This window comes from Streptomyces davaonensis JCM 4913 (assembly GCF_000349325.1).
GTDB lineage: Bacteria > Actinomycetota > Actinomycetes > Streptomycetales > Streptomycetaceae > Streptomyces > Streptomyces davaonensis.
The window spans coordinates 1,986,386-2,008,188 of record NC_020504.1; the positions used below are offsets into that span (position 1 = coordinate 1,986,386).

General features: G+C 71.6%; 20 protein-coding genes. 12 read left to right on the forward strand and 8 right to left on the reverse strand.

Translation table 11 applies throughout. The annotated features are described in order from the left end of the window. Window positions 1-4: 4 nt before the first annotated feature. The 7 genes from tal to BN159_RS08785 are packed head-to-tail and all read left to right on the forward strand — an operon-like array spanning window position 5 to window position 8,183. Window positions 5-1,132 (forward strand): transaldolase, encoded by a 1,128-nt coding sequence (tal, locus tag BN159_RS08755; RefSeq protein WP_015656580.1) that lies wholly within the window; start codon window positions 5-7, stop codon window positions 1,130-1,132. Beyond that, a complete protein-coding gene (gene zwf / locus BN159_RS08760; RefSeq protein ID WP_015656581.1) occupies window positions 1,129-2,658 on the forward strand; it encodes a glucose-6-phosphate dehydrogenase in 1,530 nt (509 codons plus the stop codon). Before tal ends, zwf begins: the two co-directional genes overlap by 4 nt. After that, window positions 2,655-3,590 carry a glucose-6-phosphate dehydrogenase assembly protein OpcA gene (gene opcA, locus BN159_RS08765; protein WP_015656582.1) on the forward strand — a complete coding sequence of 312 codons (936 nt, stop codon included), beginning with the start codon at window positions 2,655-2,657 and terminating at the stop codon, window positions 3,588-3,590. The genes zwf and opcA overlap by 4 nt, the downstream gene beginning before the upstream one ends. Next, window positions 3,583-5,229: a glucose-6-phosphate isomerase gene (pgi, locus tag BN159_RS08770; protein WP_015656583.1), complete on the forward strand. Its 1,647-nt coding sequence runs from the start codon at window positions 3,583-3,585 to the stop codon at window positions 5,227-5,229. Before opcA ends, pgi begins: the two co-directional genes overlap by 8 nt. A gap of 1 nt (window position 5,230) precedes the next feature. After that, window positions 5,231-6,106 carry a phosphogluconate dehydrogenase (NAD(+)-dependent, decarboxylating) gene (gene gnd, locus BN159_RS08775; protein WP_015656584.1) on the forward strand — a complete coding sequence of 292 codons (876 nt, stop codon included), beginning with the start codon at window positions 5,231-5,233 and terminating at the stop codon, window positions 6,104-6,106. 8 nt (window positions 6,107-6,114) lie between these two features. Then, window positions 6,115-6,702, forward strand: coding sequence for a histidine phosphatase family protein (locus BN159_RS08780; RefSeq protein ID WP_015656585.1), 588 nt, complete (start codon window positions 6,115-6,117; stop codon window positions 6,700-6,702). 44 nt (window positions 6,703-6,746) lie between these two features. Then, window positions 6,747-8,183, forward strand: a complete 1,437-nt coding sequence (locus tag BN159_RS08785) for a hypothetical protein (RefSeq protein WP_015656586.1) — start codon at window positions 6,747-6,749, stop codon at window positions 8,181-8,183. Here BN159_RS08785 and BN159_RS08790 read toward each other — a convergent pair. After that, the gene (locus BN159_RS08790; RefSeq protein ID WP_015656587.1) at window positions 8,170-9,954 is read right to left on the reverse strand and encodes a bifunctional sugar phosphate isomerase/epimerase/4-hydroxyphenylpyruvate dioxygenase family protein; all 1,785 of its coding nucleotides are present in this window, start codon (window positions 9,952-9,954) and stop codon (window positions 8,170-8,172) included. The two genes, BN159_RS08785 and BN159_RS08790, sit on opposite strands and share 14 nt — an antisense overlap. 25 nt (window positions 9,955-9,979) lie before the next feature. Beyond that, the gene (locus BN159_RS08795) at window positions 9,980-10,858 is read right to left on the reverse strand and encodes a shikimate dehydrogenase (protein ID WP_015656588.1); all 879 of its coding nucleotides are present in this window, start codon (window positions 10,856-10,858) and stop codon (window positions 9,980-9,982) included. Between the two features lie 127 nt (window positions 10,859-10,985). On the opposite strand from BN159_RS08795, the gene BN159_RS08800 reads away from it, so the two are divergent. Next, entirely contained in the window at window positions 10,986-11,651 is a 666-nt protein-coding gene (locus BN159_RS08800) for a TetR/AcrR family transcriptional regulator (RefSeq protein WP_015656589.1), read from the forward strand. A gap of 187 nt (window positions 11,652-11,838) precedes the next feature. Further along, window positions 11,839-13,185: an MFS transporter gene (locus tag BN159_RS08805; protein WP_015656590.1), complete on the forward strand. Its 1,347-nt coding sequence runs from the start codon at window positions 11,839-11,841 to the stop codon at window positions 13,183-13,185. Window positions 13,186-13,246: 61 nt separating this feature from the next. Here BN159_RS08805 and BN159_RS08810 read toward each other — a convergent pair whose 3' ends face one another. Next, complete coding sequence (locus BN159_RS08810; RefSeq protein WP_015656591.1) at window positions 13,247-13,657, reverse strand: VOC family protein; 411 nt, start codon at window positions 13,655-13,657, stop codon at window positions 13,247-13,249. Between the two features lie 114 nt (window positions 13,658-13,771). Next, window positions 13,772-14,209 (reverse strand): PPOX class F420-dependent oxidoreductase, encoded by a 438-nt coding sequence (locus tag BN159_RS08815; protein ID WP_015656592.1) that lies wholly within the window; start codon window positions 14,207-14,209, stop codon window positions 13,772-13,774. A gap of 86 nt (window positions 14,210-14,295) precedes the next feature. Between BN159_RS08815 and BN159_RS08820 the strand changes: the two genes are divergently transcribed. The 3 genes from BN159_RS08820 (at window position 14,296) to BN159_RS08830 (ending at window position 17,513) form a co-directional block, all read left to right on the forward strand. Beyond that, window positions 14,296-14,874 carry a TetR/AcrR family transcriptional regulator gene (locus BN159_RS08820; protein WP_015656593.1) on the forward strand — a complete coding sequence of 193 codons (579 nt, stop codon included), beginning with the start codon at window positions 14,296-14,298 and terminating at the stop codon, window positions 14,872-14,874. Beyond that, window positions 14,871-16,220, forward strand: coding sequence for an MFS transporter (locus tag BN159_RS08825; protein WP_015656594.1), 1,350 nt, complete (start codon window positions 14,871-14,873; stop codon window positions 16,218-16,220). The genes BN159_RS08820 and BN159_RS08825 overlap by 4 nt, the downstream gene beginning before the upstream one ends. A 63-nt stretch (window positions 16,221-16,283) precedes the next feature. Further along, window positions 16,284-17,513, forward strand: a complete 1,230-nt coding sequence (locus BN159_RS08830) for a serine hydrolase domain-containing protein (protein WP_015656595.1) — start codon at window positions 16,284-16,286, stop codon at window positions 17,511-17,513. Here the strand turns inward: BN159_RS08830 and BN159_RS08835 are convergent. The 4 genes from BN159_RS08835 to BN159_RS08850 are packed head-to-tail and all read right to left on the reverse strand — an operon-like array spanning window position 17,503 to window position 21,794. Continuing rightward, window positions 17,503-18,657: a saccharopine dehydrogenase family protein gene (locus BN159_RS08835; RefSeq protein WP_015656596.1), complete on the reverse strand. Its 1,155-nt coding sequence runs from the start codon at window positions 18,655-18,657 to the stop codon at window positions 17,503-17,505. The two genes, BN159_RS08830 and BN159_RS08835, sit on opposite strands and share 11 nt — an antisense overlap. Beyond that, the gene (locus BN159_RS08840; RefSeq protein ID WP_015656597.1) at window positions 18,650-19,702 is read right to left on the reverse strand and encodes a saccharopine dehydrogenase; all 1,053 of its coding nucleotides are present in this window, start codon (window positions 19,700-19,702) and stop codon (window positions 18,650-18,652) included. Before BN159_RS08840 ends, BN159_RS08835 begins: the two co-directional genes overlap by 8 nt. Next, window positions 19,699-20,838, reverse strand: coding sequence for an NAD(P)/FAD-dependent oxidoreductase (locus BN159_RS08845; RefSeq protein ID WP_015656598.1), 1,140 nt, complete (start codon window positions 20,836-20,838; stop codon window positions 19,699-19,701). Before BN159_RS08845 ends, BN159_RS08840 begins: the two co-directional genes overlap by 4 nt. Next, the gene (locus BN159_RS08850) at window positions 20,835-21,794 is read right to left on the reverse strand and encodes an ornithine cyclodeaminase family protein (RefSeq protein ID WP_015656599.1); all 960 of its coding nucleotides are present in this window, start codon (window positions 21,792-21,794) and stop codon (window positions 20,835-20,837) included. The genes BN159_RS08845 and BN159_RS08850 overlap by 4 nt, the downstream gene beginning before the upstream one ends. Window positions 21,795-21,803: the final 9 nt, after the last annotated feature.

Below are 21,803 nucleotides of genomic sequence, written 5' to 3' on the forward strand. Positions count from 1 at the left end.
GAAGATGATCACAGTGACCGAAGCACTCAAGCGCCTCTCCGACGAGGGCGTCTCCATCTGGCTGGACGACCTGTCCCGTAAGCGGATCGCCTCCGGCAACCTCGCCGAACTCCTCGCCACCAAGCACGTGGTGGGCGTCACCACCAACCCGTCCATCTTCCAGGCCGCGATCGGCTCCGGCGAGGGCTACGAGGAGCAGCTCGCCGACCTCGCGGTGCGGGGCGTCACGGTCGACGAGGCCGTACGGATGATGACCACCGCCGACGTCCGCGCCGCCGCCGACATCCTGCGGCCCGTGTACGACGCCACCGGCGGCCGGGACGGCCGGGTCTCCATCGAGGTCGACCCGCGGCTCGCCCACGACACGGCGGCCACCGTCGCCGAGGCCAAGCAGCTCGCCTGGCTGGTCGACCGCCCCAACGTCATGATCAAGATCCCGGCGACCAAGGCCGGCCTGCCCGCCATCACCGCGGTCCTCGCCGAGGGCATCAGCGTCAACGTCACGCTGATCTTCTCGCTGGAGCGCTACCGCGAGGTCATGGACGCCTACCTCGCGGGCCTGGAGCAGGCCAAGGACAAGGGGCTCGACCTCGCCCTGATCCACTCGGTCGCGTCCTTCTTCGTCTCCCGTGTGGACAGCGAGATCGACAAGCGGCTGACCGCCCTCGGCACGGAGGAGGCGCTCGCGCTCAAGGGCCGCGCCGCCCTCGCCAACGCCCGCCTCGCCTACCAGGCGTACGAGGAGGTCTTCGCCTCCGACCGCTGGCTGAAGCTGGCCGCCGACGACGCCAACCGGCAGCGCCCGCTGTGGGCCTCCACCGGAGTGAAGGACCCGGCGTACAAGGACACCCTCTACGTCGACGAACTGGTCGCGCCCGGCACGGTCAACACCATGCCGGAGGGCACCCTGAACGCCACCGCCGACCACGGCCGGATCACCGGCGACACCGTCACCGGCGGCTACCCGCAGGCCCGCGCCGACCTGGCCGCCGTGGAGCGCCTCGGCATCTCCTACGACGAGGTCGTCACCCGGCTGGAGGACGAGGGCGTCGCCAAGTTCGAGACCGCCTGGCAGGAGCTGCTGGACGCGGTCGCCAAGTCCCTGGACAGCAAGGGAGCGCAGGCCGAATGACCACCGACTGGACCAACCCGCTGCGCGACGCGCGCGACCGGCGGCTGCCGCGGATCGCGGGCCCCTCGGGCCTGGTCATCTTCGGCGTCACCGGCGACCTGTCCCGCAAGAAGCTGATGCCGGCCGTCTACGACCTCGCCAACCGCGGTCTGCTGCCGCCGGGCTTCTCCCTCGTCGGGTTCGCCCGCCGGGACTGGGAGGACCAGGACTTCGCGCAGGTCGTGCACGACGCCGTCCGCGAGCACTCCCGCACCCCCTTCCGCGAGGAGGTCTGGCAGCAGCTCGCCGAGGGCATGCGGTTCATCCCGGGCGACTTCGACGACGACCAGGCGTTCAAGCAACTGCGGTCGGCCGTCGACGAGTTGGACGCCTCCCGGGGCACGAGCGGCAACTACGCCTTCTATCTCTCCGTACCGCCGAAGTTCTTCCCCAAGGTCGTCCAGCAGCTGAAGAAGCACGGCCTCGCCGACGCCCCCGAGGGCTCCTGGCGGCGCGCGGTCATCGAGAAGCCGTTCGGCCACGACCTGAAGTCGGCCGAGGAGCTCAACGCGATCGTGCACGACGTGTTCGACCCGGAGCAGGTCTTCCGGATCGACCACTACCTGGGCAAGGAGACCGTCCAGAACATCCTGGCGCTGCGCTTCGCCAACCAGATGTTCGAGCCGATCTGGAACCGGTCGTACGTCGACCACATCCAGATCACGATGGCCGAGGACATCGGTATCGGCGGCCGGGCCGGCTACTACGACGGCATCGGCTCGGCCCGTGACGTCATCCAGAACCACCTGCTCCAGCTCATGGCGCTCACCGCGATGGAGGAGCCGGCCGCGTTCGACGCCGGTTCGCTGCTGACGGAGAAGCTGAAGGTCCTCAAGGCCGTGAAGCTGCCCGAGGACCTGGGGCGGCACACCGTGCGCGGGCAGTACGCGGAGGGCTGGCAGGGCGGCGAGAAGGTGCGCGGCTACCTCCAGGAGGACGGCATCGACCCGTCGTCGACGACGGACACCTACGCCGCCGTCAAGCTCCAGGTGGACAACCGCCGCTGGGCCGGAGTGCCGTTCTACCTGCGCACCGGGAAGCGCCTCGGGCGCCGGGTCACCGAGATCGCGGTGGTCTTCCAGCAGGCCCCGCACTCCCCCTTCGACCGCACCGCCACGGAGGAACTGGGCAAGAACGCGATCGTCATCCGCGTCCAGCCCGACGAGGGCATCACCGTCCGCTTCGGCTCCAAGGTGCCCGGCACCTCGATGGAGATCCGGGACGTGACGATGGACTTCGCCTACGGCGAGTCGTTCACCGAGTCCAGCCCGGAGGCGTACGAACGCCTCATCCTGGACGTCCTGCTCGGCGACGCCAATTTGTTCCCCCGTCACCAGGAAGTGGAAGAGTCCTGGAAGATCCTCGACCCCATCGAGGAGTACTGGGCGCGGCACGGCAAGCCGGCGCAGTACGCCTCGGGCAGCTGGGGACCCGGGGAAGCCGACGAGATGCTCTCACTAGACGGACGGAGCTGGCGCAGGCCATGAAGATCGACCTGACCGACACCACGGCAAGCAAGATCAACAAGGCCCTTGTGCGGGGTCGCCGCGCCATCGGCACCCCCGCCGTGGGCATGGTCCTGACGATGGTGATCGTCACGGACGAGGAGAACGCCTACGACGCCATCAAGGCAGCCGAGGAGGCCTCGCACGAGCACCCCTCGCGCACCCTGGTCGTCATCAAGCGGCACGCCCGCACCCCGCGCGACCGCCAGGCGTCCAAGCTGGACGCCGAGGTCCGGGTGGGCGCCGACGCCGGCACCGGCGAGACGGTCATCCTGCGGACCTACGGCGAGGTGTCCGACCACGCCGACTCGGTCGTCCTGCCGCTGCTGCTGCCGGACGCCCCGGTGGTCGTGTGGTGGCCGGTGGAGGCGCCCAAGAACCCGGCGAAGGACCCGCTGGGCGCGCTCGCCCAGCGCCGGATCACCGATCTCTACGCGGTGGAGAACCCCTTCGAGGTCCTGGAGACCCGGGTCCGCTCCTACGCGCCCGGTGACACCGACCTCGCCTGGACACGGCTGACCCCGTGGCGCTCCATGCTGGCCGCGGCCCTGGACCAGGCACGGGCGCAGATCATCTCGGGGGCCGTGGAGGCCGAGGCCGACAACCCGGCCGCCGAACTGCTCGCGCGCTGGCTGGAGGCCCGGCTGAACGTGAAGATCGACCGGGTCGTCACCGCCGGTCCGGTCGTCACCGCCGTGCGCCTCGGCACCGCGAACGGCGAGATCGTCATCGACCGCCCCGAGGGCCCGCTGGCCACGCTGTCCCTGCCGGGCCAGCCCTCGCGCACCCTCGCGCTGAAGGTCCGCACCACCTCCGAACTCATCGCCGAGGAGCTCAGGCGCCTCGACGCGGACGAGATGTACGCCGTCGCCCTGCGGGGCGAGGCCGCCAAGGAGACCCCCTCTCATGTCTGACTCCCCGAAGCTCACCCGGCGGCCCCAGTGGACCGCCCTGGAGGACCACCGCGCCGCGTGGCACGCCCACTTGCGTGATCTCTTCGCCGCGGACCCGGAGCGTGCCGAGCGCTACGTGGTGCTCGTCGGTGATCTGCGGATCGACTACTCCAAGCACCTCGTCAACGACGAGACGCTCGCCCTGCTCCAGGAACTGGCCGCCGCCACCGATGTGTTCGGGCTGCGGGACGCCATGTTCCGCGGCGACCGCATCAACCTCACCGAGGACCGCGCGGTCCTGCACACCGCGCTGCGCTCGGCGCCGGACGCGGTGGTCGAGGTGGACGGCGAGAACGTGGTGCCGGGCGTGCACGCCGTCCTCGACAAGATGAGCGACTTCGCCGACCGGGTCCGCTCCGGTGCCTGGACCGGCCACACCGGCAAGCGGATCAGGAACGTCGTCAACATCGGCATCGGCGGCTCGGACCTCGGTCCCGCGATGGCCTACGAGGCGCTGCGGCCGTTCACCGCACGGGAGTTGACGTTCCGCTTCGTGTCGAACGTCGACGGCGCCGACCTGCACGAGGCCGTCCGCGACCTGGACCCGGCGGAGACCCTGTTCATCGTCGCCTCCAAGACCTTCACCACGATCGAGACGATCACCAACGCCACCTCGGCCCGCTCCTGGCTGCTGGCCGGGCTCGGCGGCGAGGAGAAGGCGGTCGCCCGGCACTTCGTCGCCCTGTCGACGAACGCCGAGAAGGTCACCGGGTTCGGCATCGACCCGGACAACATGTTCGAGTTCTGGGACTGGGTCGGCGGCCGCTACTCCTTCGACTCGGCGATCGGCCTGTCCCTGATGATCGCCATCGGCCCCGAGCGGTTCCGTGAACTGCTCGACGGCTTCCGGCTGGTGGACGAGCACTTCAGGACCGCCCCGGCCGAGGCCAACGCCCCGCTGCTGCTGGGCCTGCTGGGCATCTGGTACGGCAACTTCTTCGGCGCCCAGTCGCATGCGGTGCTGCCGTACAGCCACTACCTGTCGAAGTTCACCGCCTACCTCCAGCAGCTCGACATGGAGTCCAACGGCAAATCGGTGGACCGCGACGGGCACCCGGTGGACTGGCAGACCGGTCCGGTGGTGTGGGGCACGCCCGGCACCAACGGGCAGCACGCCTACTACCAGTTGATCCACCAGGGCACCAAGCTGATCCCGGCCGACCTGATCGGCTTCGCCCGTCCGGTCGACGAGCTGGACGACGAACTCAAGGCGCAGCACGACCTGTTGATGGCCAACCTGTTCGCGCAGGGGCAGGCGCTCGCCTTCGGCAAGACCGCCGAGGAGGTCCGCGCGGAGGGCGTGGCCGAGGAGCAGGTGCCGCACCGCACCTTCCGCGGCAACCACCCGACGACCACGATCCTCGCCCGCGAACTGACCCCGTCGGTGCTCGGCCAGCTGATCGCCCTCTACGAGCACAAGGTGTTCGTCCAGGGCGCCGTCTGGAACATCGACTCCTTCGACCAGTGGGGCGTGGAACTCGGCAAGGTCCTCGCCAAGCGGGTCGAGCCCGCCCTCACCGAAGGCGCCGAGGTCCCCGGCCTCGACTCCTCCACCGCGGCCCTCGTGGCCGCCTACCGTGAACTGAAGGAAGTGCACTGAAATGCAGCTCGGACTCATCGGCCTCGGCAAGATGGGCGGCAACATGCGCGAGCGGATCCGCCGCGCAGGACACACCGTCATCGGCTACGACCGCAACCCGGACCTCGCCGACGTCGCCTCCCTCGCCGAGCTGGTCGACCGGCTCGAAGGACCCCGCGTGGTCTGGGTGATGGTCCCGGCCGGCGCCGCCACCCAGTCCGTCGTGGACGAGCTGGGACAGCTCCTCTCCCCCGGCGACATCGTGGTCGACGGCGGCAACTCCCGCTGGACCGACGACGAGAAGCACGCCCGTGAGCTCGGCGAGAAGGGCATCGGCTTCGTCGACGCCGGTGTCTCCGGCGGCGTCTGGGGCCTGGAGAACGGCTACGCCCTGATGGTCGGCGGCGACGCCGAGCACATCGCCAAGGTGCAGCCGATCTTCGACGCGCTCAAGCCCGAGGGCCCGTACGGCTACGTCCACGCGGGCAAGGTCGGCGCCGGGCACTTCTCCAAGATGGTCCACAACGGCATCGAGTACGCGATGATGCAGGCCTACGCCGAGGGCTGGGAGCTGCTGGAGAAGGTCGACTCGGTGACCGACGTCCGGGAGGTCTTCCGCTCCTGGCAGGAGGGCACGGTCATCCGTTCCTGGCTGCTGGACCTCGCGGTCAACGCCCTCGACGAGGACGAGCACCTGGACAAGCTGCGCGGCTACGCGGAGGACTCCGGCGAGGGCCGTTGGACCGTCGAGGCGGCCATCGACAACGCCGTACCGCTGCCCGCGATCACCGCCTCCCTCTTCGCGCGGTTCGCGTCCCGCCAGGACGACTCCCCGCAGATGAAGATGATCGCGGCGCTGCGCAACCAGTTCGGCGGCCACGCCGTCGAGTCGAAGTAGGTCCGGCCGTGGGGGATCTCCTGCTGGTCCGCCACGGCGAGACGGAGTGGAGCGTGTCGGGCCAGCACACCAGCTGGACCGACCTGCCCCTCACCGAGCACGGCGAGGAACAGGCCAAGACACTCGCTCCACTCCTTTCGTCCCGGACCTTCTCCCTGGCCCTGACCAGCCCGCTGAGCCGAGCGCTCCGCACCGCCGAACTCGCGGGCATCATGGGCGCGTTGCCCACCGACGACCTCCGCGAGTGGGACTACGGCGGCTACGAGGGCATCACCACCCGCGAGATACACCGCACCCGCCCCGACTGGTACCTGTGGACCGACGGCGTCCCACCGGGCCCGGCCGGACACCCCGGCGAGTCACCGGCCGAGGTGGGCGAGCGCGCCGACCGGGTACTGGCCCGCGTCGACGAGGCTCTCCCGCACGGGGACGTGGTCCTCGTCGCCCACGGCCACTTCCTGCGCGTTGTGACGGCACGCCGGCTGGGACTGTCCCCGGCCGAGGGCCGCCTGTTCCAACTGGCGACCGGCACGATGAGCCGACTGTCCGTGGAGCACGGACGACCGGTCATCGCCGAATGGAACGTCCGGGCATAGGAACTGTTTGACACCGCCCACAAGGCCCGCCAGAGTCGCGGCTGATGGAGATCAACGATCTGACACCGGCCGAGCAACGCCTCTGGCGGGCATTCGCCACGGGTACGGCGGTGGACCTGCGGGACACCGGCGCCGACGAACGCGCCATCCGTGCCCGGGTGTTGCGGGCGCTGTTGTTGAACGGGCCGCACGAGCCGGGTGAGATCGCCGCGATGAAGATTGCGGGCGCGCGTATCACGGGCCCGTTGGACCTACGGTACGCGACGGTCGAAAGTGTCGTACGGCTGAGTCACTGCCGCTTCGACGAAGTACCGGATCTCTCCGGCTCCCAGCTGAAATACCTCAACCTGACCGGGTCCCGTCTGCCCGGTCTGGCGTCCGCACGAGTCCGTGTCGACGGTGGAATGCGGCTGACGAGCTGCCTGTTCCGGGGGCCGGTGCGGCTGGGTGGGGCACAGATCGCCGGCGCGCTGTATCTGGAGGATGCCGAGATCACGGCGCCGGCCGGCACTGAGGACCCGGTCCTCCAACTCCACCAGGCGAACGTCGGCGAGGACCTGTGCGCGTCCCGTCTGCGCACGCGCGGCGAGATCCGGCTCGACGGCGCCAGGGTCAGCGGCTCACTCCGGCTGGAGGAGGCCGAGCTCAGTAACCCCGGTGGCCGCGCCTTCCACTCCGAGGCCCTGGAGGTGGGGGCCAACGTCATGTGCCGACGCCTGAGCGCGCACGGCCGGATCATCCTGCGAGGCGCCCGTATACCGGGCCTGCTGGACCTGCTCTACTGCCGACTGTCCAACCCGGGCGGCACCGCGATGCAGGCGAGCAGCTGCGTCATCGGCGAGGTCTGGCTGCGCAAGGGCCCACCGATCGAGGGCATGCTCAACCTTCGCCGCACCCAGATAGAGCACCTCAACCTGGAACCGGAGATGCTGCCGGACCATGTCCGCATCCTCGATCTCACCTACACCTCGCTGACCCCGCATGTGCCTCCGGAGCAGCGGCTGCCCATGCTGGAACGGGACGGGGACACGTTCGACCCGCACAGCTACGAGCAGTTGACCGCCGCCTACCGGCGCAGCGGCGACGACCGCGCGGCCCGCCTGGTACAGCTCGCCAAACAGCGCCGCCACCGCTCGACCCTCTCCTGGTACGGCCGCCTGTGGGGCCACGTCCAGGACGCCGCCGTCGGATACGGCTTCCGCCCCCTGCGCGCCTTCGGCTGGCTGCTGGGGCTGCTCGCCGTCGGCTCGGTCGCCTACGCGCTCGACCCGCCACCCCCGCTCAAGCCCGCCGAGGCACCGGACTTCAACCCGGTGTTCTTCACCCTGGACCTGCTGGTGCCGGTGATCTCCTTCGGCCAGGAGGCGGCCTACGCACCCGAGGGCTGGTCCCAGTGGCTGTCCTACGTCCTGGTGCTGGCGGGCTGGATCCTCGCCACGACGATCCTGGCCGGTGTGACCCGGACCGTCAGCCGCCAGTGACGGCCCGTACCGCATGTTGCGCGGCCAGTCGCACCGGCGCGTTCGGGGCGCCGTAGCCCCGGTATCCGTCGTCGCGCTGGACGAGTTCGAAGAAGACGCGGCCCACGGTCCGGGTGTAGCAGTGGCGGAAGGCGCCGCCGGCGTCCCGGTCGTAGAGGATGCCGAGTTCGCGGTAGGTCTCCAACTCGCCGTCGGTGAGGTCGAATCGGGCGGCCAGGTCGTCGTAGTAGTTGGCGGGGACCGGGAGCAGGCGGCCGCCGGCCTCGCGGAAGCGGCGGGCCGCGGTCACCACGTCGTCCGTGGCCAGCGCGATGTGCCGGTCGTGGACCGTGTCGTCCCCGGGGGCCGCGCCGACGGTCAGGGCGATCCGGACGCTGCCGTCGGCGTTGGTGACGGCGCGACTGCGCAGCAGTCCGTACGGGTCGGCGACGTCCACGCTCGGCTGGGGGTCCAGGCCCAGCACGCTGCGGTGGAAGAGGGTGGCCTCGTCGAAGTGGTGCCAGGGCTGGGTGAGCGCGAGATGGTCGACGCCGGTCACCGAGGTGGCCGCGGGGGTGTGCGGTACGTCCTCGAAGTCGCCGCGCCAGTTCGACGGGGCGCCGCAGAAGAAGAGTTCGGTGCCGTCGGGGGCGGCCACCGCGTCCAGGGGCGCGTCCTCGGGGGCGCGGCGGCGGGGCAGCACCGGGGCGAGCAGGGCCTCGGCGCGGCGGGCGGCGGCCGCGGGGTCGGGCGACTCCAGGCCGATCGCGGCGAGTTGGACGCCCTCGCGGCGGGCGGCGCCGCCGGTGTTGACCAGGACGCGGGCCTGCCCCTGCTGCCAGAGGTCTACGGGCTTGCCGCGGTGGCGGGCGGTGCGGGCGAAGCCCAGCGCGGACAGGACCGCGGCGACCGGTTCGGCGTCGGGGGTGAGCAGTTCGGCGAAGGCGACCCCGGTGGGGACGACGGGGGCGGGCGGTTCGGCGAGGCCCACCGACTCCTTCAGGACCAGCAGGGAGCGCTGGGCGTCCACGGCGGTGGGGCCCGCCTCGGACTGCCGGAAGACGTCGTTGAAGACCTCCAGCGACAGGGGTCCGTCGTATCCGGTGCGCAGCACGTGCCGCACGAGTCCGGTGACGTCGAAGCCGCCCTGGCCGGGGAAGCAGCGGTGGTGGCGGCTCCACTGGAGGACGTCCATGCCGAGCAGGGGTGCGTCGGCCAGTTGCAGGAAGAAGATCTTCTCGCCGGGGATGTCCTCGATGCCCTTGGGGTCCGAGCTCCGGGAGAGGATGTGGAAGCTGTCCAGGCAGGTCCCCAGCGCCGGATGCCCGGCCTGCTCGACGATGTGCCAGGCGTGGTCGTACGTACTGACGTGCCGGCCCCAGGCGAGCGCCTCGTAGGCGACGCGGATACCGAAGTCCTGGGCCAGCTCGGCGAGTTCGGCGAGCTGGCGGGCGGCGAGGGCGTCGTCGTCCACCGCCTGCGGGGAGACACTGGAACAGACGAGCACGGTGTCCGCGCCGAGGCGGCCCATCAGCTCGAACTTGTGCCGGGCCCGACGCAGATTTCGAGCGAAGACGTCATCCGGCACGGCCTCGATGTCCCGCATCGGCTGGTAGAGGTCGACGGTCAGCCCCAGGTCCGCACAGCGGGCACGGATCTCCTCCGGGGTGAGCGGGCTGGCCAGCAGGTCGTTCTCGAAGATCTCGACACCGTCGAACCCGGCGCGGGCGGCGGCGGTGAGCTTCTCGGTGAGGGATCCGCTGAGGGAGACGGTGGCGATGGACGTACGCACGTCGGTACCTCTCTTGCTGCGGGGCTTACTGCGGGGCGGCCATGACGTCGGTCAGCGCGGCGAACTCGGCGAGCATCCGCGCGCTGTCCGGCTCCCGCCCGGTGAACAGACGGAACGCGTCGACGGCCTGGAACACGGCCATGCCGCCCCCGTCGAGCGTGGCGCAGCCCAACGCGCGGGCGGTGCGGAGCAGTTCGGTCTCCAGCGGCCGGTACACCACCTCGGCGACCCACAGCCCCGGATGCAGCAGCTCCGCGGGGAATGGCAGGCCGGGGTGGGCGGCCATGCCGGTAGGCGTGGCGTGCACGATGCCGTCGGCCGCACCGAGGAGCCCGGCCAGCCGGTCCGGCGACGCGGCGGCGGCGCGCCCCCGTCCGAAGTGCCGGTTGAGGGTGTCGGCGAGATCGGCCGCCCGCTCGGGCATGGCGTCGACGACGGTGACGCGCTCCGCGCCGAGGGTGAGGGTGGCATGCGCTACCGCCGCCCCCGCACCGCCCGCGCCGAGCTGGACGACCCGCTCCAGGGAGACATCCGGCAGCCCGCGCGCGAAGGACGCCGCGAACCCGGTGACATCCGTGTTGTGGCCGACGGCCCGGCCTCCGTCCTCGAAGACGACGGTGTTGACCGCCCCCAGCGCCTCGGCCTGCGGCGACAGCGCGTCGAGGTGCTCGATGACGAGCTGCTTGCACGGGTGCGTGATGTTGAGCCCGTCGAAGCCCAGCTCCCGCGCGGCACGCACCAGGTCACCGACCCGCTGCGGCGGCACGCCGAGCACCTCGATGTCGATCAGCCGGTACAGATACCTCAGCCCCTGCCGGTCGGCCTCCCGCTCGTGGAGGGCCGGGCTGAGCGAGGGTCCGATACCGGAACCGATCAGTCCGACGAGATACGAGTCCTTGGGCACCGCGGACCTCCAGGGCAGCTAATGTACGAACTAGTACGTTAGTCATAGCACCCTTCCCGGGGCAGAGGAAGTCGCCGGCGCCCAGCTCTTACAATCGCGACACCCGCCCCTCGCCCGAAGGAACCCGATGACCAGCGTCGACGAACAGGCACCGCACGGCGGACGCATCCGCGACGCCGCCCGCACCCAGGCCGAGATCCTCGACGTGGCGACCCAGGAGTTCGCTCGCGCCGGCTACGACGGCGCCCGGGTCGACGAGATCGCGGCCCGCACCCGCACCACGAAGCGGATGATCTACTACTACTTCGGCGGCAAGGAACAGCTGTTCACGGCCGTCCTGGAGCGGGCGTACGGCGTGATCCGCGAGGCCGAGCAGCAGCTCGACGTGGACCATCTGGACCCGGTCGCGGCGATCCGGCGGCTGGCGGAGCTGACCTTCGACCACCACGAGGCGCACCCCGACTTCATCCGCCTGGTCAGCATCGAGAACATCCACGGAGCCGAGCACATCGCCGCCTCCGAGAAGCTCGGCAGGATCGGCTCCCCCGCGCTGGACGTGATCCGCCGGATCCTGGCGACGGGGCAGGAGTCCGGCCTGTTCACGGCCGACGTCGACGCCGTCGACCTGCACGCGATGATCAGTTCGTTCTGCTTCTTCCGGGTCGCCAACCGGCATACTTTCGGCGCCCTGTTCGGCCGCGACCTCGTCGACCCGGCCCAGCGCGAGCACTACCGCACGATGCTCGGCGACATGGTGATCGCCTACCTGACCGCGGAGCGCGCGGCGGACTGACCCGGCCCCCGGGCGCGCAAAGCGCCCGGGGCAGCTCGTACGGCGGCACCCCTTGACACGCGGGAAACGCGGGCGCAACATCCCTTCCCACCGGGACTAACTATCCAGTGGGTTAATTAGCCGAAGATCCGGCCCTTCTCCCCTCCGCTCACTCCGCTTACGTTGGAGTTCCCTCAAAGGAGCCGCCGTGTCCGTCCCCACCCCCGCCGCCCCGCCCGGGCAGCCGAGAAAGGCTGCGACCGCCGCCTGGATCGGCAGCGCTCTTGAGTACTACGACTTCTTCATCTACGGCAGCGCGGCCGCCCTGATCTTCCCCGAGGTCTTCTTCGACGAGTCCGACCCGGCCACCGCGACCCTGTTGTCGCTGGCCACCTTCGGTGTGGCGTACGCCGCCCGGCCCGTCGGCGCGCTCTTCCTCGGCCACTACGGCGACCGCGTCGGCCGTAAGAAGATCATGGTCTTCACGCTGATCCTGATGGGTCTGTCGACGTTCCTGATCGGCTGTCTGCCCACCCGGAACCAGGTCGGCACGCTCGCTCCCGTGCTGCTCGTGCTGTGCCGGGTCCTCCAGGGCATCTCCGCGGCCGGCGAGCAGGCCAGCGCGAACTCGATGACGCTGGAACACGCGCCACCCAACCGGCGCGGCTTCTTCACCAGTTTCACCCTCAGCGGCACCCAGGGCGGCCAACTGCTCGCCACGCTTGTCTTCATCCCGATCGCGGCGCTCCCCGAGGAGCAGTTGCTGTCGTGGGGGTGGCGGGTGCCGTTCTGGATGAGCATCGCGGTCGCCGTGGTCGGCTATGTCATCCGCCGCAAGCTGGACGAGACCCCGGCCTTCGAGCGGCAGGCCGCGACGGAGGGCGTGGTCAAGCTCCCGCTGGCGGTGCTGATGCGCGAGCACTGGGCGGATGTGCTGCGGGTGGTCGCGGGCGCGCTGGTGGCCTCGGTGAGCACGATCTTCACGGTGTGGGCGCTGGCGTACGCGACGAGCGACTCCGTCGGCATGAGCCGCTCGTCGATGCTGTGGGTGGGCGCGCTGGCGAACCTCGCCGCGCTCGCCGCGATCCCGCTGTGGGCCACGCTCTCGGACCGCATCGGGCGCCGCCCGGTGTTCCTGGTCGGCGCGGCGGGCAGCGCGGTGATGATGTTCCTCTACCTGTGGTCGATCTCGACGGGCAACTACCCGCTGACCCTGCTCCTCGGCATCGCGACCTTCGGTGTCGTCTACAGCGCCGCGAACGGCGTGTGGCCGTCCTTCTACGGCGAGATGTTCTCGACCCGGGTCCGGCTGTCCGGCATGGCGATCGGTACCCAGATCGGCTTCGCGGTCGCCGGTTTCGCGGTGACCTTCGCGGCGCAGATCGCGGGCCCGGACGGCGACAACTGGTCGGCGGTGGCCCTGTTCACGGCCGCCCTCTGTGTCCCGCCGGTGATCGCCGCGATCTCGGCCCGCGAGACCCACAAGGTGCCGACGGAACACCTCGGTGAGCGCACGCCCGTGGCGGCGGCCCAGCCGGAGACGGTGACCGCCTGACCCGACGACGACTCGACCGCCCCGGACCCCGGATGCCGCGAAGGCTCCGGGGTCCGGGCCGTCAGGCGTTGGACCAGCCCCGCTCGCACAAAACGAGCCGATAGCCGTCGGGGTCCTCGACCGTGACGCCCCACTGGTTCCAGTACGGGTTGGGCGACGGAACCCGCTTGCCGCCGTGCGCTTCGAGCCGCGCCACGAGGTCCTCCGGCACCGGCTCGTCGACGTAGATCACGAGGAGATCCTCCTCGGTGGGCCGGGGCTCCACCGGCCGGGCGGGCTCATGGACGAGTTCGAGATGCCAGTCGGCGTCGGGCCAGCCGAGCATCAGCAGATCGTGCTCCCCGGGTCCGGACCCGCCCTCCGCCCGCCATACGACGCTCAGCCCCAGCCCCTCGCCCCAGAAGCGCTCGGCGGCGGCCAGGTCGCGGGACGGGCGGGCGATACGGATGTGACTGCGGCCGTTGACGGGCATCGGGTCCTCTTGTCCTGGCTGATGATGGGCTGCCTGCTCTCCTGGGCAGCCTAGGCAGGCCGACTCCGCCGAACCATCGGCCATCGGCCCTGCGCCGAGCGACCTAGGGCGCGGTCATCGCTTCGGGATGCCGTACGCCCGGTCCACCTTCAGGCGCAGCACGAGTCGTCGGTCGCGGACCATCGCGGCGCGGAAGTCGTCCCAGTCGGGGTGCTCGCCCTGGACGTCCCGGTAGAGGCGGATCAGCTCCTCGACGGTGTCGTCGTGCGGGTCCTGCGCGACGGGGGTGAGGTCGGCGGTGCCCTCGGCCACCGTGTACGCCCAGCGGTCGGCGCTGGTCACGTGGTAGGAGGCCCGCGGATCCCGGCGCAGATTGCGGGTCTTGGCGCGGTCGTCCGTGAGGGAGACCCGGATGATCCGTTCGTCGGGGTAGTAGGCGTGGGCGACGTTCGACAGCTGGGGGCGGCCGTCGCGCTTGAGGGTCACCAGCACGCCGCCGTGGCCCGCGGAGAGCAGGTGGAGCAGGTCCTCTTCAGTCCGGTCCTGAGTCATGTCGGGGTAACGCGCGGGCGGTCCCCTGCGTTCCCCCGACCCGCATCCGTAGACAGTGTCTACCAACCCCTGATAGACACTGCTGCATGTCGGAATCCGAGGCAGGACTACGAGAACGACTGGTCGACGTGGGTGTGGAACTGGTCGCCGCCGAGGGCGTCCAGGCGCTCACCCTGCGGGAGATCGCCCGCCGGGCGGGTGTCTCGCACGGGGCGCCGCGTCGCTACTTCCCCACGCATCTGGAGCTGCTGTCGGCCATCGCGCGCCGCGGCTTCATCGAGCTGGCGGACCGGGCGACGCGGGCCGTCGACGACATCGGCGGCGGTCCGCGGGTCCGGCTGGCCGCGCTGGCCCGCGCCTATCTGCGGTTCGCGGTGGAGCGCCCCGGCATGTACGAGTTGATGTTCCGTCACGATCTGCTGGAGAGCGGCCGCTTGGGCCTGCGCGATCACAGTCTGCCGCTGTTCGGGCGGCTGGTGGAGCTGGTGGGCCGGGTCCGCGCCGACGTCGACGCCCGGCTCGCCGGGGGCGCGCTGTGGGCGAATCTGCACGGCATGGGCCAGCTGTGGGGCTGGGGCAGCCTGCAACTCGCCGTCGGCACCCAGGACTTCGACCACATGGTGGATGCCGTGCTGGCCGCCCACCTCGGGCCGGACGAAGCATGAACCCTCGCCTCACACTCGCCGCGAGCGTGGCCGGAGCGGTGATCGTCGCCCTGGACGGCACCGTGCTCACCATGGCGCAGCCCGCCCTCCAGCGCGATCTGGGGGCGAGTCACGCCCAGGTCCAGTGGACCAGCACCGGCTATCTGGTGGCGGTGGCAAGCCTGTTGGTGTTCGGCGGGCGGCTGGGCGACCGGTTCGGCCACCATCGGCTGTTCGCCGTCGGCATGCTCGGCTTCGGCGCCGCCTCCGCGGGCATCGGACTCGCGTCCGGGATCGGCACGGTGATCGGACTCCGGGTCGCGCAGGGCGTGTTCGGCGCGCTGCTCCAGCCGGCCACGCTCGGCATGCTGCGGACCGCCTACCCGCCGGACCGTCTGCGCACGCCGATCGCCGTACGGACGGCGGCCATCGGGGTGGCTGCCGCCGCCGGTCCGCTCGTGGGCGGGGCGCTGGTGGCCGGACCCGGCTGGCGGGCCGTGTTCTTCCTGAACGTGCTGCCCGCGCTGGTGTTCGGCGTGCTCGCCCTCGCCGTACGCGCCCCGCACCCCAAGTCCCTGGTCCGGCTCGACCTGCCCGGCGCGCTCCTGCTCGCGGCGACCCTGGCCACGCTGGTGCACGCCCTGGTCGCCCTGCCGGAGCAGGCGCCCGTGCTGCTGGTGACGGCGGTCACCGGCACCCTGTTCCTGCGCCACGAACGCCGTACGACGAGCCCTTTGCTGCCGCCGGACGTCATCGGCACACCGGCCGTCGGCGCGGCACTCGGCACGCTGGCCGCCGCCTCGGCCGCGCTGTCCGGAACCCTGTTCGTCGCCACCTACCTCCTCCAGGACACCCTCGGGCTCGACCCGCTGCGGACCGCGCTGCACTGTCTGCCGCTGGCCGTGCTGATGGTGGCCGCCGCGCCCTGTTGCGCGGTGCTGCTGCGCCGGGTCGGGGCCCGCCGGACCACCCTGGTCGCGCTCGCCGTGCTGGGCGCGGGGATCCTGCTGCTCTCGCGCGCGTCGGACACGCTGGGCCTCTGTACCGGCTTCGGGTTGCTGGGGGCCGGGTTCGGCACGGTGATGGTGGCGGCCACGCATGTCGTCGTACGGGAGGCCGCCGCCGAGTCGGCGGGTGTGGCGGGCGGGCTTCAGCAGACCGCGATGAACGTCGGGCCGGTCCTGGGCGTCGCCGCGGCGACCACCCTCATGGGAGCCCACGGGGGTGACCGGCTGCCACTGACGGTCCTAGCCCTGCTCGCCGCGGCCGGCATGATGGCGGCCCGTGCCCTGCCGGGACGTTTCTCCTCGGTCGACAACGAGCCCGGCGATCCGCGGGACCGCACACGTGTTCCTGCGCGACGATGAGATCGCGGGCCGCTGCGGCTGGGTAGGCCGGAGCATTCGACACCCGCGTCCGTGAGGAGAGCGATGGCACTGCTGCGACAACAGGTCGAACCGGGCGAGGTCGGCCTGGACCCCAAGGCGCTGGACCGCCTCGACCAGCACTTCGCCCACTACGTCGACGAGGGCCGCCTGCCGGGTTTCCTGGTCGCCGTCTCCCGTGGTGGACGCGTCGCCCATCTGACCACGCACGGGCTGCGGGACGTGGCCGCCGGACGGCCCGTCACGGCCGACACGCTCTGGCGGATCTACTCCATGACCAAGCCGGTCACCTCCGTCGCCGCGCTGCTGCTGGTGGAGGAGGGCAGGCTCGGGCTCGACGACCCGGTGGGCCGCCACCTCCCGGCCTTCGCCGAACCGCGGGTCCACGTCGAGGGCTCCGGCGCCGACGTCCGCACCCGCCCGGCCGCGGGGCCGCTGCTGATCCGGCATCTGATGACCCACACCGCGGGCCTGACCTTCGCCTTCTACCACTGCCACCCGGTCGACGCCCTGTATCGCGACGCCAACCTGGAGTCCGCGGTGCTGCCGGGCTCGACCCTGGCCGAGACCGTCGACGTGTACGCGGGCCTGCCGCTCCAGTTCGACCCGGGCACGCAGTGGAACTACTCGGTCGCCAGCAATGTCCTCGGCCGGGTCATCGAGGTCGTCTCGGGGCAGCCGCTCGACGAGTTCCTCGCCGAACGCGTCTTCGGTCCGCTCGGCATGACCGACGCCGGATTCTGTGTCACGGACGAACAGGCGGACAGGCTCGCCGAGTTGTACGGCGAGACCGAGAGCGGCGGAGTAACTCCGATCCCCGGGCTGCCGCTGCACGGCCGCCCCCGGTTCCTGTCCGGCAGCGGCGGCATGGCGGCCTCCGCGCACGACATCCACCGGTTCATGGAGCTGCTGCGCCGCCGCGGCGAGCTCGACGGCGTCCGGCTGCTCGCCCCGGAGACGGTCGACCTGATGACCTCCAACCACCTCCCGGGCGGCGCCGACCTGCGCTCCTTCGGCAGCCACCCGGCCCACGACGAACCCGGCAACGACGGCCTCGGCTTCGGCCTCGGCGTCTCCGTGGTCATCGACCCGTCCCGCACCCGGGCTCCCGCGAGCCTCGGCACCTACGGCTGGAGCGGCGCGGCGACCACGACCTTCTGGATCGACCCGGTCCGCGATCTGACCGTCCAGTTCATGACGCAGCTACGGCCCAAGACCTCGCACACGATCTTCCCGGACCTCAAGCGGCTGGTGCACGAGGCCGTCACCGACTGACCCGCAGCGTGAACTCCACGCCGTCCAGGGCCAGTTCGCGCAGCCATTCGGCCGACCGTGCCGCCGTCTCCGCGGCGCGGCTCAGGCCCGGCGGCAGGGTGCAGTCCAGGATGTGGCCGACCCCGAGTGCGAGCGGCCGGGAGACGCAGCGGGCCATCGCGCTCTCCTCCTCGTCGCCGACCAGATCGAGCAGGTAGCCGCCCGTCCAGGTCTGCCCGTCGGTGCCCTGCACATCGAGGGAGACGGCCAGCACCACCCGGTCCCGGTCGGCGTCCGTCGTGGGGTACCGCGCCGCCAACTCCCGTGCCAGCGCGGCGATCCGCTGGTCGTCGCCGCGCTTCAGCTCGTCGAACACCGCTTCCCAGGCGCGCAGCCAGCCCTCAAGACGCAAAGTGCCGCGGACGAAGGTGCGGGGCTTCCACTCCGGGGGCAGCCCGTACTGCGCGACGAAGGGGAGGCTGTCCCGGTTGGGGTAGACCTCGAACGCCTCCCCCTCCACCGTGTGCCGCCGGGTCGCCTCCCAGGGCCGGACCGCGGTGGTCTCGACTCCGTCCTCGATGTAACGGGCGGGCGAGCGCAGGGCGCCCAGCACCCCGCCGGGCGCCCAGCTGAAGCGATACCGGAAGTCGTTGGGCTCGGCGGGGACTCCTCCGCAGTACGAGGTCAGACGGTACGAGGCCGCCGTACCGTCGCCGATGGCCTCGCGGGCGCGGGCGACGAGGGAGTGGGCGAAGAGGTGGTCGATGCCCGGGTCGAGGCCCGCCTCGGTGAGGACGACCAGACCGGCCCCGGCCGCCGCGGGCACCTGTTCGAGCACGGCGTCCGACACATAGCTGGAGCAGGCGAAATGGGCCCGCCGGGCCACACAGGCGGCCAGCAGAGGGGCGTGCTCGGGCGCGGGCAGCATCGACACGACGACGTCGCCGGGGGCGAGTTCGGCCGTCAGCGCGGGAAGCGTGTACGCGCGGGGCTCGGCGCGTCCGATCAGGCCCCGCTCGGCAAGTGCCGCGGCGGCGCGTTCCTCGGTGCGGTGCCACAGCCGTACCCGTCCGGCCGTCTCGCACAGCCGGGCCAGGCCGCTGCCGGTGGACAGCCCGGCGCCGACCCAGTGGACGGTGCCGCTCGCGGGAACCAGGTCAGTCACGGCGGAACTCCCCTTCTTCGATACCGACTTCGGCGCGGGCCTGCTCGAACCGGGCCAGACAGCGCGTCCAGGCCCCGCCGCTCCCGAAGCCGAGCAACTGCGGCAGCAGGGCCGCCGAGAAGTCGGTGCTCGACTCCCTGGGCAGCAGGGACGGCAGGTTGTCGATGGCGATGAGATCCAGGGGCGGCTGCTCACTCAGCCGGCGGGCCGGGTCCGTCCAGTCGGTCGTGCGGTCGTAGATCGGCAGGACGTTCAGTGGCGAGCCGACGTCGCAGGTGACATCGCAGAGGGTGCGGAGCTTGCGGTCCGGGTTGTCGAGGTCCTCGTCCCGGAGGAAGGGCGGGATGGGGGTGGTGGCGAGCACGGCGTTGACCATGACGTCGTGAGCGAGCAGGGCGGGGCGGTCCAACTCACGCGTCTCGGCGAGGTCCCAGCGCGTCGGCTCGACCCCGGCCACCCGGAAGGCCTCGCAGGCACCCCGGCCGCTCCGGCCGAGGGCGCCGATCACCAGCGCGGTGAAGTCCCCGTCCCCCCGCAGCAGCGCGTCCAGCTCCTCCTTGACCGTCGGCACGAGCGGCGCGTCGAGCCGCCCCCGGTGCTGAAGCACCGCCAACGCGGCCCCGAGGTACCCGGCCCAGAACCCGAAGGCGGCGAGCCGCCGCCCGTCCTCGTCCACCAGATACTCGACGTCGTACAGCGCCCCGCCCCCGGCCGCGAACCGCCGCAGCAGCGCGCCGGCACCGGGCTGCCCCTTGTAGGCGTGCCCGAAGAAGACATGCCGATGCCTCAACTCCGCCGGTTCGTCGGGCAGTTCCTTCAGCCCTACGACGACGACGGCACCCGGCGCCGACACCCACGAGCCCGCCTTCGCGACCCGGCAGCCGGCCTTCTCGTACTCCTCGACGGGGAAGATCCGCTGAGGCGACTCCTCCACGGTCATCGTCACCCCGCTCTCGACGAGCCGCCGGGCGTCGGCGGGGACGACGGGGGTGCGGCGTTCCGTGGTGCGGACCTCGTGTCGCAGCCACAGATGGAGTTCGGTCATACGCGATTGGCCTCCGGGCGCAGGGCGTCGGCCGCGAACCGGTCGGCGCCGAGGGGGCTGACGTCCACGAAGGGTACGCGGCCCAGGTACAGGTCACGGACGACCTCGCCGACGGCCGGTCCCTGAAGGAAGCCGTGGCCGGAGAAGCCGGTCGCGTACAGGAAACGGGAGACGGAAGCCGCCTCGCCGATCAGGGCGTTGTGGTCCGGGGTGAGCTCGTACAGGCCCGCCCAGCCGCCGGTGCGGCGCAGGTCGAGCAGGGCGGGGGCGCGGTGCTCCATGGCCCGGTACAGCCGGGGGATCCACCGGTCGTGGGTGCCGGTGTCGAAGCCGGGGCGCTCGTCGGGGTCGGACATGCCGAGCAGGAGGCCGGGGCCTTCTGCGTGGAAGTAGAGGCTGGTGGTGAAGTCGATGGTCATGGGCAGGTCGGGTGGGAGTCCCGGGACCGGTTCGGTGACCGCGATCTGGCGGCGCAGCGGTTCCACCGGCAGCTCCACGCCGGCCATCGCGCCGACGGCCCGCGACCAGGCACCGGCCGCGCAGATCACCGTGCCGGTGGCGATCGGGCCCTTGGTCGTCCGCACTCCGGTGATGGTGTCGCCGCGCAGGTCGATGCCGGTGACCTCGGTGTGCCGCAGGACGGTCGCGCCGTGGCGGCGGGCGGTGGCCGCGTAGCCCTGGACGACGGACTCGGGTGTGCAGTGCCCGTCGTCGGGAGAGTAGGCGGCGGCCAGCAGTCCGTCGGTGACGATCAGCGGGGAGAGCTCGCGCGCCTCGGCCGGGTCGAGCATCCGGCTCGGCACACCGAGGGAGTTCTGGAGCCGAACGCCCGCCTCGAAGGTCGCGACCTCCTCGGGGGTGGAGAGGAGGAACAGGTAGCCGACCTTGTGCAGTCCGATGTCCTGCCCGGTGTCCGCCTCGAACCGGTCGAAAGCGGCCAGACTGCGGGCGCCGAGCCGGATGTTCAGCTCGTCGGAGAACTGCGCCCGCACCCCTCCGGCCGCCTTGGAGGTGGAACCGGACGCCAGCTCGTCCCGCTCGACGAGGACGACGTCCCGCACGCCCGCGCGGGCCAGGTGACAGGCGATGCTCGCACCCATCACCCCGCCGCCCACGATCACGACCTCCGCCCTCACCGGCCCGGCTCCCGCGCCGCGTCGATCACGGCCCAGGCCGCGGCGGCGTCCTGGATGCCGAGGCCGACGCTGTTGTAGTAGACGATGTCCTCGGGCCCGGTACGGGCGGTGCGGGCACCGGTGAGCACGCCGCCGAGGGGGATCAGATCCTCCGGTGCCAGCCGGGCAGCCACGAGGGGCCCGGCATGGTGGGCGGCGGTCTCCGGGTCGTCCACGACCACGGCCGCCGACCGCCGTACGACCTCGGCGTCGACCTCGTGGCGGGTCGGTTCGAAGGAGCCGACGCTGACCACCGTGCAGCCCGGCGCCAGCCACGCGCCGTGGACCACCGGGGTGGTGCTGAGGGTGCAGGCGGCGACGATCGAGGCGTCGCGCACGGCCTCCTCGGCGCTGCCGACCGGGTCGACGCGAATCCCCAGTTCGGCCGTCAGGGTCTCGGCGGCTCGGGTCCGGTTGCGCTCGGTCGGACTCCACAGCCGTACCGACTTCAGGTCCCGCACCCGGGTGAGGGCGCGGACGTGGGCGAGGGCCTGAGTGCCGGAGCCGAGGACGGCGAGGTCCGCGCTGTCGGGGCCGGCCAGCGCGTCGACCGCGACGGCGCTGCCCGCTGCCGTGCGCAGGGTGGTGAGCGCGGTGCCGTCCAGGACCGCGGCGAGGCGCCCCGTCACCGGGTCGAGCGCGGTGACCACCGCGTGCACGGTGGGCAGCCCGGCGGCCGCGTTGCCCGGGTTGACACTGCCGATCTTCGCGACCGGCCCGGTGTCCGCGGACAGCCGGGAGAGGTAGGCGAACATCACGCTGTCGTCGAAGCGGCTCGGGTGCATGATCTTCCCGGGCAGATCGGCGGCCGAGGAGCCGAGCGCGACGAAAGCGGCCCGCTGCGAGGCGATGGCCGCGTCCCAGGACAGCAGCCGGGTCACCTGGTCGCCGGAGAGGAAGAGGACGTCGTCGGTCATTCCCTCTTC

Bases quoted from the DNA above. Each gene is read 5' to 3' on its own strand.
- BN159_RS08815 (WP_015656592.1), bottom strand. From the start codon at position 14,209: ATGACTCAGGACCGGACTGAAGAGGACCTGCTCCACCTGCTCTCCGCG.
- zwf (WP_015656581.1), top strand. From the start codon at position 1,129: ATGACCACCGACTGGACCAACCCGCTGCGCGACGCGCGCGACCGGCGG.
- opcA (WP_015656582.1), top strand. From the start codon at position 2,655: ATGAAGATCGACCTGACCGACACCACGGCAAGCAAGATCAACAAGGCC.
- BN159_RS08830 (WP_015656595.1), top strand. From the start codon at position 16,284: ATGGCACTGCTGCGACAACAGGTCGAACCGGGCGAGGTCGGCCTGGAC.
- BN159_RS08820 (WP_015656593.1), top strand. From the start codon at position 14,296: ATGTCGGAATCCGAGGCAGGACTACGAGAACGACTGGTCGACGTGGGT.
- BN159_RS08810 (WP_015656591.1), bottom strand. From the start codon at position 13,657: ATGCCCGTCAACGGCCGCAGTCACATCCGTATCGCCCGCCCGTCCCGC.
- BN159_RS08825 (WP_015656594.1), top strand. From the start codon at position 14,871: ATGAACCCTCGCCTCACACTCGCCGCGAGCGTGGCCGGAGCGGTGATC.
- BN159_RS08800 (WP_015656589.1), top strand. From the start codon at position 10,986: ATGACCAGCGTCGACGAACAGGCACCGCACGGCGGACGCATCCGCGAC.
- tal (WP_015656580.1), top strand. From the start codon at position 5: ATGATCACAGTGACCGAAGCACTCAAGCGCCTCTCCGACGAGGGCGTC.
- BN159_RS08840 (WP_015656597.1), bottom strand. From the start codon at position 19,702: ATGACCGAACTCCATCTGTGGCTGCGACACGAGGTCCGCACCACGGAA.
- gnd (WP_015656584.1), top strand. From the start codon at position 5,231: ATGCAGCTCGGACTCATCGGCCTCGGCAAGATGGGCGGCAACATGCGC.
- BN159_RS08850 (WP_015656599.1), bottom strand. From the start codon at position 21,794: ATGACCGACGACGTCCTCTTCCTCTCCGGCGACCAGGTGACCCGGCTG.
- BN159_RS08785 (WP_015656586.1), top strand. From the start codon at position 6,747: ATGGAGATCAACGATCTGACACCGGCCGAGCAACGCCTCTGGCGGGCA.
- pgi (WP_015656583.1), top strand. From the start codon at position 3,583: ATGTCTGACTCCCCGAAGCTCACCCGGCGGCCCCAGTGGACCGCCCTG.